Here is a 16,720-nt window from a genome sequence, read left to right on the forward strand (position 1 = left end):
CGGGACTTAAAGAATGAGCGGGCTGGTTTTCGGCTGCGGGGGCTGGTATTGAGGACGGCGATGCGTTATAACCGGCTTTTTCTTTTAATAGCGTACGCCTACTACTTACTGACCGTAGTGGGTGATTGGGCCGAAAAACGGCAACTGCACCGGCGGCTGATGGCGAACACAGAGCGAAAGCGGACTCTGGGGCTTTGGCGTGTGGGGTACTATATTTTTCATTCCTGGTTGAGCGGACGACGGGGCCGATGCCCCTGGGTATTCGATGCCTGGCCCGAGATAGCTTACAGCGGGATGTAGGCATAAAAGGTGGGGATACCTGAGGTTTTAAGGCCCTTGACAGCAGTCATGAAGGTGGGATAAAATAAGCAGTAGTACCCCATAATGTCGGGGCGTAGCTCAGCTTGGCTAGAGCGCTACCTTGGGGTGGTAGAGGTCGCACGTTCGAGTCGTGTCGCTCCGACCACCGGAAAGCCCGCAGGCCCTCAAAAACCAAGGGTTTGCGGGCTTTCCAAGTTTTAAAAACGAAAGGGGAAGCCAGGTAAAGGGTTCCGTAAGGAACCCTTATTTCACGCAGGTTTCCGTAACTATACAGACCAAGAGGCGGACCAGAGGCGGACCAAATTTATGAATATACTAAACCTGTCTAAAGCCAGCATGCAGATAGCGAAGAAACAAGCCCGCAGGAAAGAGGCGGGCTTCTTCGATTTTGTAGGACTTGAGCAAACCAGTTTTTTCCTTCCTTCTCAAGCCGCGTCTCCCTCGAAACCCGGCACTTGAACTCCCAACTTCCTAAGAAAACCCAGGCCCCTAAGGCGGGCCGCCCCGACGAGGTACTCGGCGGCTCCCAGGGGCACGCCGTGGGCCTCCGCGAAGGCGTAGAGGTTGTAGCCGCACGCCTCGAACAGTTCCCTGTTCCAGGCGAGGAGGTACAGCAGAGTGAAGAGGTTCACCTCGGCCTCACGCTTCCACGAGACGCCCCGGTGGAACCGCCGCAGGTGGAACCTGACCTCCCCGGGGTGGAGCACCTGGTGGCCGACCTCGTGCACGAGCACGCCTTCCTGCCTGGCGAGAGGCAGGGAAGCATCGACGAACACCACCCTCTTCCCGTCCACGGAGAACGAGATGCCGTGAGCTGAGCGGAGGGGCAATTTTACTGGCACCACGCCCAGCTCGCGAGCGAGGTCGGCCGGAGAAAGCAGGCCGTACCTGCGGATGACCTCCTCAACCCTGCCTGACACAAAATCCAAGAGCACGCGGATACCCCCACACAGCGAACGTATGTACGTTGCCGGACAAGCCCCAGTATAGCAGAAACCCGGCAGGGAGGGAAGGGGCGAACGCCCGAAAAATTGCGACAAAATTCGACAAAAAAAATAAAAAACCCCCCTACCCGGCCAGGCACTCAACTCTCCGGCGGCGCGGACCCACCACCTCCCCCGCCCACCGGGGGGCTTTTTTTGCGGTCAGCCTGCTCTGCTTGAGGAGGAACTTTAGGAAGTAGACCATCGCGTCGCGGATGTCGAGCAGCACGTCCTCGTCGAGTTCGTGGCCCACGGGCACGCCGTCGAACATCACGTGGTCGGAGCGGAGCACCATGTCCAGCGCCTCCTCCACCGTCAGGGTCTCGGGGTCGCGGTCGGCGAAGCGCTGGAGGAGTTCGGCGACGGTGAGGCGGGCTGGTTTGGGGGATTCTATTTCTTTTTGTTTTGTATCTTCTTCTTGTTTCTTATATGAACGTAGAGATTTTTCCGCTTCTTTCCTCATTTCCTGCCTGGCACTCTTTGGGGTGGGATCATCGGTACGGCCGAGAAGGTAATCTACTGATACCTCCAAAACATCAGCTATTCGTTGAAGAGTTTCAAACTCGGGAACTCTGGAACCGTTTTCCCAAGAAGTTACAGCAGCGCGCGAAACCCCCAGCATGGATGCGAGTTCCTTTTGAAGAAGATTTTTCTTTTTTCTTACCTCTTTTAACCTCTGCGGAAACATCAAAATTCCCTCCTTTGAAGTTGGTTACTCTTAGTAACCTTTTTAGCTTATAGTATACCCAAAAGTTAACTTTAAGCAACCACCTGCTACTAAGGGTATAAATTTTTCTGTGATACAGCTTGACAAGAAACATACAGTAACCTATACTTATACACAGAGTAGCCTCCCGATCTATAAAGCATACCCTGTAACCTATGGGAGGGTAATCCTATGCCGCGACAAAAAATGCCACGACTGGTGACTACTACTCCCGTGTTTCATGAACTATTAAGAACCACCACGCACAAAAACTTAGCCAAAATCATTGGCGTTTCCCGAAGTATGATAACCTCAATTGCCACCAATCAAAGAATACCTTCCCTGCCCATCGCACTCAAAATAGCCAAGCATTTCAACAAAAGTGTCGACGAGCTTTTTATGCTTAAGACCGCTGAAAGCAAGTTTTCTCCCGATAAGGAGGCACAACTTCTTGGTTAAAACGTATTCCTTCCCCAACCCCGACGATTTAGCTACGGCACGCGACTTCGTCCAAGCTAGGGCGAAGATCGCAACGCGCTCCCGTACAGCAACGGTCGTCGTCGGGATGGTGGCCAAGGAACATATAGCGGGATGAAAGGGCAGAGTTGAGGCCGCGGGTGCGGAGGGGTGGCCAAGTGGCCCGGCGGATTTCCTCTTAGCGACCGAGGGAACCTGTGGTGGGATTGAAATAAGGCGACGGCCTCGAAAGCCGCTGGGCCGCCAGCTGGCCCCGCGGGTTCGAATCCCGCCCCCTCCGCCTTTCCCCGAACGCACCGCGGAGGGTTGGCTGAGAGGCCGAAGGCACCCGCCTGCTAAGTGGGTGGGCGACTGAAAGGTCGCCTCAGGGGTTCGAGTCCCCTGCCCTCCACCACGCGTGGGGGAGTAGTTCAGCGGCCAGAACTCCGGACTCCAAATCCGGCAACGCGGGTTCGAGTTCCGCCTCCCCCGCCAGCGGAAAACTTCCAGGAGGGAGAAGATAATGGAACTCTTCAGGTGCGGGAACTGCGAGCATTTCAGACCGCTCGGGAGGAGCGGCGTCGGCTCGTGTACCGAGGCCAAAGGCGCCCTCCACGGCGGCCACGTCACTTGGGCCACTTCGAAGGCGTGCGGAGGTTTCGCCCTGCGGCCGGACGACCGCGGAGAGGGGGTGAGGGAGGGATGCGGTCAACACAAAGGCTCCTCTTCCTGTATGTTGGCCGGGTGAAGGGTTTGCGGAAAGCCGTGAAAACTTGGATTGCCTTACAAACCAACTAACCAATTGCGAATAATTCTCAGGTTACCCAGGTTACACGAGGTTACCGAAAAAGTGTAACCAGGAAAAACCTTGAGGGAAGCGGGCTCAGAGGCAATTTTGATGTTGGTTACCTGGGTTACACCTAAAATTTTTCGGAGGGAGAAGAGAATGCAAACTTTCCCCTCTCACAAGGCAATCAGGGTAGCGGAAGCAAGTATCGAAACCGCGGAAGTCAAGGTTGAGGTGGTCAGGCTAGGAAAAAAGCAAATGACTCTGGCCGTGTTCCGGCAAATTGAGGTGGAGGACTTGTTAGATCCGAAGACTGCCGAGTTGCGGGGCAGAGTATGGGGTAGGGTTAACTACCATGTGGGGTACGAACATGCTCCCTCTTCCCCGCACCTGCACATCCTCTGGCAAAAGGGTGACGAGTTGCGTCATGGCGTAGTTTTTAAAGAACCAGAAAAAGGTAGTAACTATTACCGAAACGTACAAGCTGTGACAGTAACCTTGGAGAGATTCTCCGAAACTCTAAAACAGTTAATCAATCAATTATCCTAAAAGATTCCTCGATGTTGAAATCGATACTAGCAGATTTCTCTTGCTAACCATCCGATACAAAACCGAGACATCGAGTATTGCCGTTGGCTTTTACGAACTCCCTCACTTTGACAACCGTATCGAAAAAATCGCAAGTTACATGGTAGAACGGAGGTTTTCCGAAGCCTTAGCATGTGCAGAGGAACTTTACCAAACCCTCATCGCGCTAAAAACCGAGTTCGCAGAAAAGTGGAGAAAGTCTTTCGAGGCAATCAGGGGCAGCAAGCAGCTCTTCATCGCAGTATAAAGTAGCTGATAAACCAAATATAATTGCAAATAATTCTCAGGTTACCCGAGTTACCCAAGGTTACCAAACAAGTGTAACCGCCGAAAGCCTTGAGGGACGCGGATTCAAAGGTAATTTCGATACCGGTTACCTGGGTTACACCTAAATTTTTTGGAGGAAAAGGAAGCCAACTATTACCACCAACGGGGGTGCGTAGCGTGCAATCCCACGCCACAATAAGGGTTGACAGGGAGGACAAGCTAGCCGATGAAACCTTCGAGATCACCGGAATCTTAGAAAACAGGGAAACCGGACGAAGGTGGCTAAGGCTCGAGCTACCCAACCGAAATATCATCAAGAAAGTGGGCTGCTCCCCGAGGCAGATCCTCGCGGCGCTGACGGACCTGGGTGTGATCGTGCTGGATAAGAAGGCCCTGATAGAGCATTTGACCCGCGAGTTGTTCGAGAATAAGCCCCGGCTTCAGGTAACCTCGATTAAGCCCGGAAGCGACGACGAAACTTCCGTTTACGAGGAGTTCATTCGCTTCGTATGGCAAAATCTTGCCGAACTCCAGAAGGAGGATAACCTGACAAAAATAAGCTATTCCCCGGATGGGAAAAGGATTACGGTAACCATTAATGTCTCCACCATGCGGAGAGATTTCTTCGCCCGCACGGCAGGCATCCACGACAGGGAAACCCAGGACGCGATCCTCCGCTACTGGAGGGAGGAAGGCTGGCTGGAGACGCAAGCCAGCCAGGACCAGGACGGGAGACTTTCCGTCGTTGCATCCTTCTCCACGCGGGCCGGCAAGAAGTACGCCCGTGCTTTCAAAATCACCGTGCCAACTGAGGGATTGGATTATGCCGCGTTTGAAAACCGCAAGAATCGTGAGCAAATCTCCCTGGCGGAGACGTAGATTTTCCCCTGTGGCCCCTTTAGAGGAGATCTTCTTCGTGGCGGTGCACGAGTGCCTAGACAGGGATGAGGCACTTGCGGAAATCTCCGCTCGCGCGAGAGCCAAGGCGCCCGTCGCAGACGACCTCCAGGCCAATCCGAAAAAGATCCTACTCTCGGACATCCGCGAGGGACGGAGCGCATCGTGGTATGCCGCGGAAGCGGCGGCCCTCGCGGCGGATCTCCCCGCCGTGGCGGCCAGGCACAACGCCGCCCTGGCCAGGGCTGAACTGGAGCGCCGCAGGCGGGAGCAAGTCCGTGCGAAGCTACATGAACTGGCGAACCACCCACTGTTTTCTTCGCACAGCTCTGGAGAAGCCGTCCTCGCCCGCATCGCCGGGCGCTTCGGACTGATGTCGGCGGACCTCGACGGGAAGGGCCACGCTCCCCCTGCATGCGTGGATCCTCCCCACCTCGTCCGCGGCTACCCCGTAGCGAAGTACTCCCTGCGCGTCGTGCTCGAAGCGAGGCTGCCGGACGACGAGGTGGATCCCGAAGTGCTGGAAATTCTGGACGAGCAACAAGCACAGTGGGAAGCCAACGGCGACGGAAAGCGCGGCGGCAGATCTAAGGCGCAACTCGTGGAAGCGGGCCTCCTCCGGCCGGAGGAGCGGCTGACAAAGCTCCCCGGGGTAGGAGGGGGAGTAAGAAAGCGGGGAAAGATCACCGCCGTGTGGCGGCGGCTCGACGGCGGCGCCGAGGAAGTAGTGCTGTACGAGGATTGACAGAGATTGGCAGAAAGGGGATGGCAGAAATAGGAATAAAGATAGTTCTCCGCTACTTCTGCTGGGAGTGCTTCAGGAGCGAAATCTCCTTTAGCGAGTCCGCCCCGCCTGCATGCCGCAGGTGCGGCGGGAAGATGGAACTCGTGGCGGCCTGCGCGGTGGACGGGGCCAGCGCGGACAACCTGGTGCGGAAGGAAGTAACCTACGAAGCGGCGCGCCGCTACAGGACCCGACACCGTGCGGCGGCCTACGCTTGAAAGAGGGGAGGGAGGGAAAAATGGCAAAAGTGGCGAGCGTCAAAAATCCCCACTTCGGAGTTTGGCCCTCGGACGATGAGCAGTGCGCGGCGTCTGAATTCGCGGAAGCCGTGGACGAGCGGTCGGCGCAGGCGTTCGCCCTGGTGGAGGAACAGCAGATGGGGGCCGCGCTGGATCTGTACTACGACGACAGGTTTAAGCGCGAGCACCGCGTCGCGATAAAGTGGCGGGTTGTGGAATTTTCCCGACCCCGCCAGGAAAAAGACCCGTACATGTCGCCGCTGACGAAGGCGGAGGCCGAGAAGTTGCTCGGCCTGATGGGGATAGGCTTTTACAGGGTGTTGAGCACTTATTTGGCCGACTGGAGGAGCCTCGTGGACCGCGACGCCTGTCGCGTCCCGCACCCGTGTGCCCACTGCGTGGTGGCCAGGGTGCCGTCCGTCACTCGCTACAGGGACGGGAAGGGCAGACTGGTGTCGGAGGTGCAGACGGCGGCCAACATGCACCTGTTCTTCGCGATGGTCGGCGGGAAGTGGCGCCTCGTCAAGGCGGCGGTAGAGAGGGAAATCTAGGAGAGTCGGACACCTCTGCTATGTCAATCAAATATGTCAATCAAACAACCAAACGATTATGGAAAGGAGCGATTGGTTAATGAGTGCAAAAATTAAAGGTCTTTTCCCCACGCCCGTGGAACAAGAGGTACAGAGCAAGCCGGAATCGGTAGCACAGGAAGGACAGGGAAAGTTTGAACTGATGGTCGTCGAGGGTGAGGGGCACAGGAGCCTAGAAGAATTGATACGCACGAATTTCGGGGACGCCGAGTCGGTTTCCCTGTTCACCAGAGTGAAGTTCCCCCTCGGCGGGGCGACGAAGTTCAGGCTACCCAGGGAGGACGATCCCGACGTCATGGAGGACGTGCCGGAGATAGTCGGCGTCGTTTTGGACCATCATCGTGTGAATGCTTACTGGCCCGGGGAGTTCAAGGGCACGGGCAACCCCCCGCAGTGCTACTCGCCGGACGGCCTCCGCGGAGTGGGAGATCCTGGCGGTCCGTGTGCCGCGTGCAAGCTCAACCAGATGGGTAGCAAGGGTGATAACAGGAAGGCGTGCAAGAACATGTGGCGGTTGTACATCCTCCGGTCGGGAGAATTCTTCCCCGTAGTACTCTCCCTCCCGCCCACTTCCATCGGGCCCTTCAGGAAGTTCCTGAAAACCCTAACGGGCAAGTGGCTCGACATACATCAGGTGGTAGTCAGGATCGGCCTGAAGGAAGCGGTGAGCACCAGCAAGATACCCTACTCCAAGGCGGTCTTCACCGTGGTGGAAAAGCTACCGGACGAGGTAAGTGCCAGACTGAAAAGGTATGCCCAGGAGTTCAGAAACTTCCGCGAAAAGTACCTGGCGAGGAGGGACAGGGAAGCGGCTGTCGAGCTAGGCCTAGCGGAAGAGGTAGCCCAGGGAGATCCGGCCTTCGAGGACTTCCCGTTCTAGGTGCCAGCCCGCCCGGCGGCCGCGGGCGCGGCGCGGTCCCGTGCCCCGCGGGTGTGCCGTTTTTTTTCTGGAGGTGTCGGCCCGGACCTCGCTTCCGGTACCCCACGAACTGCGACGCCCCGGTTTTTCCCCGGGGCGCTGTATTTTTTCGCGGGGTGCGTGCCCGCCCCGCACTCCCCATCCTTTCTTCCCTCCCTGCATCGGCGCCCGGCAACCAACGCCGCCGGGCGCCTTCCTTTTTCCGCCGGGAAGAAGATAGACGGGGAGGGGGAAGATGGGGCTCAATGAGGCGCACAAGGAGAGGCTGAAATCGCACTACGGCATAGACCCGACGCACCCGGCGGTGGCGGGGATGGAGGCGGCCGGCCTCCTGCGCTCGGTCACGAGGGAGGAGGCCGCCGCCCTGCTGGGCGTGCCGCACGACGACCCCGGCCTGGAGTCGGGCGGCATCCTGCTGCGCTACCCGAACGACCCGGGCACCTTCACCATAAGGCTGGACGTGCCCTACCGCGGGAGGGACGGCAGGGAGCAGAAGTACAAGCGTCCGCTGGGGCAACCCAACCGGCTCTTCGTCCCGCCGGGGCTGGACCTGGACGGGACGCCCGAGGTCTGGATCACCGAGGGCGAGTTCAAGGCGCTGGCCGCCGCCCTGCGGGGCCTGCCCTGCGCGGCCCTCTCCGGGGTCTACAACTGGCGCACGGACACGAGCGGGGGCGACCCCGCCGCGGCGGCGGCCAAGCTGGCCGGCGGCGGGGAGACGTCCGCCATACCCGACTCCCACGCGCTTATCGAAGATCTCCGCCGGGACTGGACGGGGAAGCGGTTCGTCCTGTGGTACGATTCCGACATCACGCAGGAGCACCCCGCGTGGCCCGCCTACGGCCGCCTGGCCGAACAGCTCTACGCTCGTGGCGCCGCCAGCGTGAAGGTGCTCAGCCTGCCGCCCGTGCCTCCCGCGAAGGGCGAGAGGGAGGGCGGGGCGGCGGGCTGCAAGACCGGCCTCGACGACTACCTGCGCCGCAGGGAGGCGGAGGGGCACGACGCCGTCTCCGAGCTCCGCGCCCTGGCGGAAGGCGCCCCCGAGTGGGTGCCCACGGGCGAGGGCGCATGGCGCTATGCCCTGGACGCGCTGGCCTCAGGCGACCCAATCCGCATGAGGCGCGGCGCGGCGGCCGCCTTCGCCGCGGGAGGCACGGTCAGCCTGCAGGCGCTACTGAAGCGCCTCGGCATCAGGGGCGAACTGGCCAAGGCCCTCAAGGAAGATGCCGCCAAGGAGTTGGAAGCGATCCGGGAGAGGCAGGAGTGCAAGGTGGAGCACCCGGCGGAGAATGCCGGGACACGAACCATCACCTCCGCCTTCCCTCCCGCGAAGGAGGTGCTGCCCGAAAACTTCCCGTTCCCGCCGACGGGCAGGAAGAGCTGCTACTACGACATCCGGGAAGGCAGGGTTGTGAAGGTGTCGGTGGACGAAGAGGGCGGGGAGCGGGCGCACCCGGTTATCGACACCGTGGCCCTGCTGGTCAGGAGGCTCGACCCGGTGGAGCAGGACGCGGGCATAGAGAAGTGGACGGTGGCCTGGTGGGAGCGCGAGAAGTGGCGCTTCGCCGACGTGCCGGCGCGGTACCTGTTCGACCGCAAGCGCGTGGGCGAGCTGGTGGACGTCGGGCTGCCCGTGTCCTCGGCGGACATAGACGCCCTCATCGGCTGGCTGCACGCCCTCCGCTGCCTCGCCGTGCTCGGTCACCAGGGCGCGCCCGAACTGCCGACGGTGCGCGCCGTCTCGCGGTGCGGATGGCACGAGCTGGACGGAAAGCGCTTCTTCGTGCTGGGGAGGGAGATCCTGCTCCCGGATGCTTCCATCTGTGCCGACGCGGGCGACAAGGAGGAGATCCAGCCGGACGCCGGACTGCAGACGGACGCCGACATCGCCTGGGCGCAGGACATCTCCGCGCTGGAGAGGCAGATCCTGGCCTCCTTCCGCTGCGGCGGCGACCCCTCCGAGCACAGGCGCTTCCTGCTGGATGCCGCCGCGAAGTACCCGCAGGTAGCCTTCGCCCTGGGCTGCGCGGCCGGCGCGCCCCTCCTGCGGTTCGCCAAGGCCGCCGGGCTGGTGGACGTGTCGGGCTTCACCGTGGCGATGGTGCCGGTCAACTCGGGGCGGAGCAGGCACCAGGGGAAGACCGTCTGGAGCCAGGTGGTGGCGAGCCTCTACGGCTGGCCGGGCAGCGGTGCGGAGGGGCGGCTGAGGTTCGCCGACAACACCCGCGTGGCCATGCAGGTGCTCTTCGGCACGTGCTCCGACCTGACCGTCCACCTGGAGGACGTGCACAAGCTCATCGGGCGTCTCAGGAAAGGGGCGGGCGAAGAGGTGGACTACCTCCTGCACTTGGCCGGGCAGGGGATGGAGCGCGGGCGCGGCGCCAGGGCCGGCGGCGGGCGCAGGACGAGGAGCTTCCACGCCGTGGTGTTCGCCACGTCGGAAGTGGACTTCACCACACTGCTTCCGGCGGAGTCCGGCAGCCACGACCGGGTGGTGAAACTGCCGCCGCTCCTCCCCGAAGAGAGCGACGAGAACCGCCGGGAGGCCGAGCGCCTGCGGAAGCTGGCCATGTCCAGCTTCGGGCACGCGGGCCGGGAATACCTCGCCTGGCTGGTGCGGAAGGTGGCGGAAGAAGGAGAGGGCTTTATTCTCGAAGAAATCAAGCACTCGCTGGAAGAGCTCGATGAGACCCTGCCGACGGACCACAGGCGCGGGACGGCGGGCCGCCTGGCCTCGCGCGCGGCGGTGGCCCTTGCGGGCCTGAGCTTCCTCCTGCAGGCGCTGGGCGCGACCGAAGGCGAGGAGGACGCCTGCATGGAGTCCTTCCTGGCGGGGTGGGAGATGGCGCTGGAAAACATCCCCCAGGAGACGGTGGCGGAGCTGGCGCTAGCGGCGGTGCAGTCGTACGTCGCCCAGAACAGGGAAAGCATAGAGAACCTGCGGGAGGAGGACATAGAGCGGCCCCGCCCGCCCTCCAAATGGGTCGGCTCGGTGACGGAAGTACGGGATAAGTGCGGGCAGAAAGTCCGCGTGGTGGCCCTCACGGAAGCGGCTTTTGCGGAAGCGGTGAGCCGCGAACCGTTCTGCCTGGACAGCCACCACGCTCTGCAGGCGCTGGCGCAAGCAGGGCACGTGGTCACACAGGTGGAGAAGAGGCCGAACGGGAAGGAGGTCACCAGGTTCAAGCTGGGCGTGCGCGTGGCGAAGGTACTGACGCGGTGCGTATGCGTCCGCGCCGAATGCGTCTTGCCGGAAGAGAAGGAAGGAGACGAAATCCCCGATAAAACGTGGGTCGACGAAGAATGGGACAAGTTGTTCTAACTGTTACCCCCGCTGTTACCACACTGTTACCACTCGTGGTAACAGCGCAAAATGCCCTCGATGCTTACAGCCTCAAGGCTTTGAGGACATGGAAATTTCAGGCTGTTACCACAGGTGGTAACAGCCTCAAAGCCTTGCCGCTCTAGGCTTTAAAGGGATTTTTGTTGCCACTGTTACCACAAAAATTTTTTAACGGGATCTCTAGGATCTCTACACAATATATTTTTGCGTACAGGGGAAAGTCTCACTATTTTTCGCATAACTATATTCTTGCTTTTTTCTGTTCGCAAAAACATATGTTGCGCAGGTCCTATATATATACTTGTTAAAAAAAAGTGGTAACACCTCTCTCTCCAATAACCTTCTATCCCTACGGCCACAAGGTTTTGAGGGGTGTTACCACCTATGGTAACACCATTTACTGCCAAGTCCTAAAAGCCTTATGACTGTAAGGCCGAAAGGCTCTCCCCGCTGTTACCACCGTGTGGTAACAGGTGGTAACGACGGGTGGTAACTCTCATTGCAAAAGAAAAAGCGAGGGGGGGGGGGGGGATCAATCCCCCTCGCACTCCCCCAATTTTCTAAAGAGTAGTGTGAGAAAAATGGGTACGGTATTGGAGATCTTGCGTCGAAAGGGAATGCTGGAAGCCCAGCAGCAAGCTCGACCGCCATCTCAGGACCCGGACCGCGGTGCTGAAACCGGGTCCGAAAGCGAGCCAGCGGAGGCCCAGTCGGCCTTCCCCGACCGCGCGGCTTCGGTCCTCCTCTCCGCGCCCGGCCTGGTCCGCCGGGAGGGCCAGCTGAAGATGCTCCGCCTGCTGGCCCGGGTGCTCGCGGGAGAGCGGCAGGAGAGGCACGCGGCCGTCGAGGCGGGCACGGGCACGGGCAAAAGCTACGCCTACCTGGTGCCGGCCATGCTCTGGGCCGTAGAAAGCGGCCAGCGCGCGGTGGTGGCCACGGGCACGAAGAACCTGCAGGAGCAATTGGTCAAGAAAGACGCGCCTTTCGTGCAGGAGCTGATCTGGCAGGCCACCGGGAAGCGCCCCGCGGTAGCCGTGCTCTTCGGCAAGGCCAATTACCTGTGCCCGGCGCTCCTCGTCCGCCGCCTGGAGGAACTCTGGGCGAGGGCCAACGCCCTCCTCTCGGTCGGCGGCGTGCCGGACCAGAGGGACCAGGAGGAGCTGTGCTGGCTGGACGTGCTTGCCCGGTGGCTGGAGGATGGCGGCACCGGCGTGAAGGATCACCTGCCCGCCTGGCCCTACCTGCCCGGGACGGCGGAGGATCGCGACCAGTGGTGGGCCAGGGTCAGCGCCGCGGACGAGGACGCGGACTGCGCGGAGTGCCGGTTCAGGGGCGCCTGCGGCTTCCGTGCGGCCAGGGATGCGGCCGCGGCGGCGGACGTCGTGGTGGCGAACCATCACCTGGTGGTGGCGGACGCCCTGCTGAGGCAGGAGGCGGGGCTGAGCCTCTTTTCCGGGAAGGGCGCGAAGCCCCCGGCGGTGCTGGTGCTGGACGAGGCCCACGAGTTCTTGAAGGCCGCGCGCGAGGGCAGGGAGGTGGTGTTTTCCCAGCGGCGCGTGGCGCGCCTGCGCTCGGACGCGTTGTCCTTCCTGCGCGACCTGCACGGGTGGGCCATGCGGGCGGAGCAGTGGCAGGCGGGACTGTACGTGCGGGAGAAGCTGGACGCCGCGCGGGAGTGGGCGGGGAGGCGTTACGCCAACCTGGGGCAGCGCCTGGACGCCCTGTTTTCCTGGGCCCGGGAGCGCCTGGGCGAGCACGACCGCCGCCCGCTTCTGCCGGGCCACTCCCCGCCGGCTGCAGGCGTTCTGGAAGGGCTGGAGGAGTTCTTCTCGCCCGCGGCGGGCCTGCTGAGCTTCGCCGTGCGTGCGGCGGAGGCCGTCGAGTCCGCGGTGGAGGGCGACCGCGACCTGAAGCGGGAGTTCGCGCCCCTGAAGCGAAGGGCGGGCAGGCTGGTGGAGCGCTGGCGGGAGCTCAAGGAGGCCTTTAGGAGGGCGGTGCTGATGGAAAACCACTACCGCCTGGCCGGGCGGGATGGTGACGTGTGCTACGTCGAATATCCCGGCAGGTTCGCCGCGCACCCTGCCGACCCGGCGCCCTTCCTGCGTGACCTGTGGCGGCAGTACGGGCACGTGTTCCTCACCAGCGCCACGCTGTTCCCCTTCCCGCAGGGCCAGGGTTTTGAATGGTTCCGGGAAAGGTTCGGCTTCGAGGAGGGAGAGTTGGCAGCGGGCGTGGTGCCCAGCCCGTTCGACTACGAGCGTCAGATGCGGGCGGTGGTGCTGACCAACCCCGAACTGGCACCGCCGGGAAACGGCGGCGGGGACGGCGAAGAAACCGGGGAGCGGTACGCACGCCGCGTGGAAGCCCTGGCCAGGGCGGTGCTGAGGACGCTGGAAAAGGTGGACGGCGGTGTGCTGGCGCTGTTCACCAGCCGCAAAGAGATGCGGGACGTGGCCGCGCTGGTGGAGCGCAGCTTGCCCGCCAACCGCCTCCTGCTGGTGCAGGGCGGGGCAGGCCGGGCCGAGCTGCTGGAGCGTTTCAAAGAGCACGGTCGGGCGGTGCTCTTCGGCGTGGCCAGCTTCTGGCAGGGGGTGGACGTGCCGGGTGACGCACTCAGCGCCGTGCTCATCGCCAGGTTGCCCTTCCCGCAGCCGGACGACCCAGACGTGGAGGCGGAGTGCTGGCTCGCCGGGCGGGAGTGGTGGGCAAAGGTGTGCCGCCCGCTGGCGGCCCTGACCCTGCGCCAGGGCGTGGGGCGGCTGATACGCACCGAAACGGACACCGGCCTGGTAATCATCTGCGACCCCCGCGCGGCGGGAAGGCACAGGCGGTTTACCGAGGCGTGCCTGCCCGTGAGGCCGCTGGCGAAAATTCTGTGGTGGGGTTGAAGGGCATGGGCGTGAGGGAGTTTTTCGCCAGGAGAAGGGCGAGGGCGGCGATCCAGGCCTGCGGTGACATGGACGTCCCTATGGTGGGATTGAAAGGAGAAGAACTGGCGGTGGAATTCCGCGGCGGCGCAGGAACGCCTGTAGCGGGGCTGGAAAAGCGAGGAAAGAGCGTCGTTCCCCCCACCCTCTCCCTCTTCCACCTGGAGGCGTGGGCGAGGGAGCGCCGCCCGGATCTCCTCGCCCGGCTGAGGGCGGCGCAAAGGGCGGTGGAGGAGGCCTTCCTGCCCCACGAGGAGGAGGCCGCCTGGGCGGAGTTCGAGGCCGCGAAGGCCGCCCTGGAGCGGGCCTGGCGGGAGTGGATCATGGCGGGCGGCGGGGGCGGCCAGGATGCCCTCTTTCCCCAAGAAGAACCCCGCGGGGAGGGCGCGAAGGGCGCGCCCGAGGCGGACCGCGGGGCGGTTGGCGGCACCGCGCCGGGGCCCGCACCCGCGGCGCCAGCGTCCCCGGACCCCGCCGGGGCGGTTGCGGAAACCCCGCGGGTCCCTGCGCCGCCGCCCCCGGGCGGGGAGGGGGCCGCGCCGCCCGCGCCGAATGGAGATCCCGGAACGGAGGCGCCTATGGTGGGATTGAAAGGAAAGGAGTCGGAGGCGGTGCGGGACGCTACGGAAAAGGTGCAGCAGTCCCTCTTCCCGCCCGAACCGGGCGCCGCGCCGGGGGCCTTCCGCTCCCCGTGGGAAGACTGGCTCGACGCCGCGGAGGTCGCGCGCGTGCCCGACTTGGCCGCGTGGCGGGCGGCGCTGGAGGAGGCCCGCGCGGCGGGTGCCTGCGCCCTGGACACGGAGACCACCGGCCTCGACCCGCTCCAGAACCGGGTCCGGCTGATCCAGTTGGCCGTGCCACTCTACCCGGAGGGGAAGAAGCGCCTGGTGGCCGACGACTGGGTGAGCCCGGAATCCGGCGGCGGGGCGAGGGTGTACGTGCTCGACCTGTTCGCCCTGCCGCGGGAGGGGGACCGCCGGGAGGCCCTGGAGGCAGTGGCCGGACTGGTGGCGGACCCCGGCGTACTCAAGGTCGGCCACAACCTGAAGTTCGACCTGGTCTTCCTGCGGGCGGGCCTGGGCGGGCGGCGGATCCCGATGGAGCGGTTGTTCGACACCATGCTGGCCAGCCAGCTGGTCACCGCGGGGGATTTTGTACCGGGCGGCCAGTGGGAGAAGTGGTGCGCGGAGCGGGGCCTGCGCCCGGCCAGGAACGACCGCGGGCAGGAGTTGAAAGCCACCCGTGTGGACGCCCACGGCCACCTGGTGGAGTTCGAGCACGATAACCAGAAGGAGATCAAGCCCTTCTACCCGACGCACTCGCTCCAGCAGGTGGCCCACCGCCACCTGGAGGTGTGGCTCCCCAAGGACCTGCAGGCCTCTGACTGGCGCGGGGAGCTCTCGGAGGGGCAGGTGCGGTACGCCGCCCGGGACGCGGCGGTGCTCCTGCCGCTGTACGAGGTCCTGGCCCGCCTGCTGGTGCTGAACCGCCTGGTGGAGGTAGCGAAAATCGAGTTCGCCTGCCTGCCCGCGGTGGTGGAAATCGAACTGAGCGGCATGCCCTTCGACGCCCCCCGGGCGAGGGAACTCCTGGCGGCCGCCCGGGAAGAGGCGGCCCGGCACAGGGGGGAACTGGAGGCCCTGGCGGCGGGGGCGGGCTTCGTTCCCAGGCCGAAGAAGGGTAAGAGGATCGTAGCGGGCCTCAACCCGGACAGCTCCCAGGACGTGCTGGACTGCCTGCGCCTGCTGGCCGAGGGGGAGGGCCTGCTGGCAGGGGACAGGCTGAGCGTGGGAGGAGAAGAGTTCGACCTGGAATCGAGGGACGAGACGCTGTCCCGGCTGGCCTCCCGGTTGCCGGAGGGCAGCCCCCTGCGGAGGTTCGCGGAAGCGCTGAGGGCCTACCGCGCGGCTAAGAAGCGGGCGGACTTTTTGCAGAAGTGGCTGGAACTGCTGCACCCCGCCACGAACCGCTTGCACCCGGACCTGCGGCAGATCAACCCCCAGGGCGTGGGGCGTTTCAGCGCGTCCAACCCAAATCTTCAACAGTGTCCCCGTGGCTCCGACATCCGCCAGCTCTTCCGGGCGTCGGAAGGTAAGAAGTTGGTGGTGGCGGACTACTCGGCCATCGAGATGCGTATTATGGCCCAACTTTCCGGGGACAAGACCATGCGGGAGGCTTTCCTGGAGGATGTGGACATACACAGGTTCACCGCGGGGAGGATGGCGGGCAAGGCCCCGGAGGACGTGACCAAGGAGGAGCGCCAGGCGGCGAAGGCTTTCAACTTTGGACTAATTTATGGTATGCAAGGAATTACTTTACAACTCTATGCCGAGACCAGCTACAACGTGAAGATGACCCTGGGGGAGGCCGAGGCCGCCCGCGAGGCTTTCTTCCGCACCTACCCGGCGGTGGCGGCGTGGCACGCGGAGCAGGCGAGGAAGGGCCGTGAGAGGGGCTTCGCGGACTACTGGCAGCACGACTTCGGGCAGGGATTCCACCGGGAGAAGCGCCCCTGGGTGCGCACCCTGGGCGGCAGGCTCCGCGTGTGGCCCACGGTGCGGGAAGAGGGCAGGGAGGGCCCCTACCTCCGCAAGGCCGGGGCGTTCACGGAACTGTACAACACGCCAGATCAGGGTACAGGGGCCGATATGGTAAAATGTGCTATGGCCCGGCTTTATAGGGAGTTGCTGAAGCGCGGTTTGGAGGACGTGAAGTTAGTGGCCACGGTGCACGACGAACTCGTGCTGGAAGCCCCGGAGGAACTGGCGGAGCAGGTGGCAGAGCTTTTGGGCGCGGCGATGGAGTTAACCGCCTCCCGCTTCCTGCCAGACGTCCCGGTGGAGGTAGAGGCGGCGGCGTGCGAGACCTGGGCGGAGAAGTAACGCGGTTCCTTGACGGATCCGGCTTCCGGCG

12 protein-coding genes and 4 tRNA genes are annotated in these 16,720 nt (G+C 63.0%); 14 read left to right on the top strand and 2 right to left on the bottom strand.

From position 1 onward, the window contains the following. The first annotated feature begins 388 nt into the window (after positions 1-388). Positions 389-466: transfer RNA gene (locus G454_RS0112550), tRNA-Pro, on the top strand. A 280-nt stretch (positions 467-746) separates the two neighbouring features. Here the strand turns inward: G454_RS0112550 and G454_RS0112555 are convergent. Together G454_RS0112555 and G454_RS20530 are read right to left on the bottom strand one after the other, a co-directional pair. Then, entirely contained in the window at positions 747-1,256 is a 510-nt protein-coding gene (locus G454_RS0112555) for an ImmA/IrrE family metallo-endopeptidase (RefSeq protein ID WP_027718901.1), read from the bottom strand. Between the two features lie 133 nt (positions 1,257-1,389). Beyond that, positions 1,390-1,992 (bottom strand): helix-turn-helix domain-containing protein, encoded by a 603-nt coding sequence (locus G454_RS20530; RefSeq protein WP_051276382.1) that lies wholly within the window; start codon positions 1,990-1,992, stop codon positions 1,390-1,392. 321 nt (positions 1,993-2,313) lie between these two features. Here G454_RS20530 and G454_RS22755 point away from each other — a divergent pair, with 321 nt between their 5' ends. The 13 genes from G454_RS22755 (at position 2,314) to G454_RS0112640 (ending at position 16,689) form a co-directional block, all read left to right on the top strand. Then, the gene (locus G454_RS22755; protein ID WP_342669693.1) at positions 2,314-2,469 is read left to right on the top strand and encodes a hypothetical protein; all 156 of its coding nucleotides are present in this window, start codon (positions 2,314-2,316) and stop codon (positions 2,467-2,469) included. 162 nt (positions 2,470-2,631) lie between these two features. Next, positions 2,632-2,767 (top strand) — tRNA-Ser (locus G454_RS21525). A gap of 20 nt (positions 2,768-2,787) precedes the next feature. Further along, a tRNA-Ser gene (locus G454_RS0112580) sits at positions 2,788-2,881 on the top strand. Positions 2,882-2,886: 5 nt separating this feature from the next. Then, positions 2,887-2,961 (top strand) — tRNA-Trp (locus tag G454_RS0112585). 400 nt (positions 2,962-3,361) lie between these two features. After that, positions 3,362-3,802, top strand: coding sequence for a hypothetical protein (locus tag G454_RS0112595; protein ID WP_169719363.1), 441 nt, complete (start codon positions 3,362-3,364; stop codon positions 3,800-3,802). A gap of 474 nt (positions 3,803-4,276) precedes the next feature. Next, entirely contained in the window at positions 4,277-4,987 is a 711-nt protein-coding gene (locus G454_RS0112605; protein WP_156896780.1) for a hypothetical protein, read from the top strand. A 37-nt stretch (positions 4,988-5,024) separates the two neighbouring features. Further along, positions 5,025-5,750: a hypothetical protein gene (locus tag G454_RS0112610; protein ID WP_156896781.1), complete on the top strand. Its 726-nt coding sequence runs from the start codon at positions 5,025-5,027 to the stop codon at positions 5,748-5,750. A gap of 20 nt (positions 5,751-5,770) precedes the next feature. Continuing rightward, positions 5,771-6,007: a hypothetical protein gene (locus G454_RS0112615; RefSeq protein ID WP_035107794.1), complete on the top strand. Its 237-nt coding sequence runs from the start codon at positions 5,771-5,773 to the stop codon at positions 6,005-6,007. Between the two features lie 20 nt (positions 6,008-6,027). Continuing rightward, entirely contained in the window at positions 6,028-6,579 is a 552-nt protein-coding gene (locus tag G454_RS0112620; RefSeq protein WP_027718908.1) for a hypothetical protein, read from the top strand. 79 nt (positions 6,580-6,658) lie between these two features. Further along, positions 6,659-7,498: a hypothetical protein gene (locus tag G454_RS19090; RefSeq protein ID WP_051276386.1), complete on the top strand. Its 840-nt coding sequence runs from the start codon at positions 6,659-6,661 to the stop codon at positions 7,496-7,498. A gap of 274 nt (positions 7,499-7,772) precedes the next feature. Continuing rightward, entirely contained in the window at positions 7,773-10,859 is a 3,087-nt protein-coding gene (locus G454_RS0112630; RefSeq protein WP_027718909.1) for a DUF927 domain-containing protein, read from the top strand. A gap of 602 nt (positions 10,860-11,461) precedes the next feature. Next, positions 11,462-13,768, top strand: coding sequence for an ATP-dependent DNA helicase (locus G454_RS0112635; RefSeq protein ID WP_156896783.1), 2,307 nt, complete (start codon positions 11,462-11,464; stop codon positions 13,766-13,768). Continuing rightward, positions 13,723-16,689 (top strand): DNA polymerase, encoded by a 2,967-nt coding sequence (locus tag G454_RS0112640; RefSeq protein WP_027718911.1) that lies wholly within the window; start codon positions 13,723-13,725, stop codon positions 16,687-16,689. Before G454_RS0112635 ends, G454_RS0112640 begins: the two co-directional genes overlap by 46 nt. Positions 16,690-16,720 lie beyond the last annotated feature (31 nt).

Source organism: Desulfovirgula thermocuniculi DSM 16036 (assembly GCF_000429345.1).
Taxonomy (GTDB): domain Bacteria; phylum Bacillota; class Desulfotomaculia; order Desulfotomaculales; family Desulfovirgulaceae; genus Desulfovirgula; species Desulfovirgula thermocuniculi.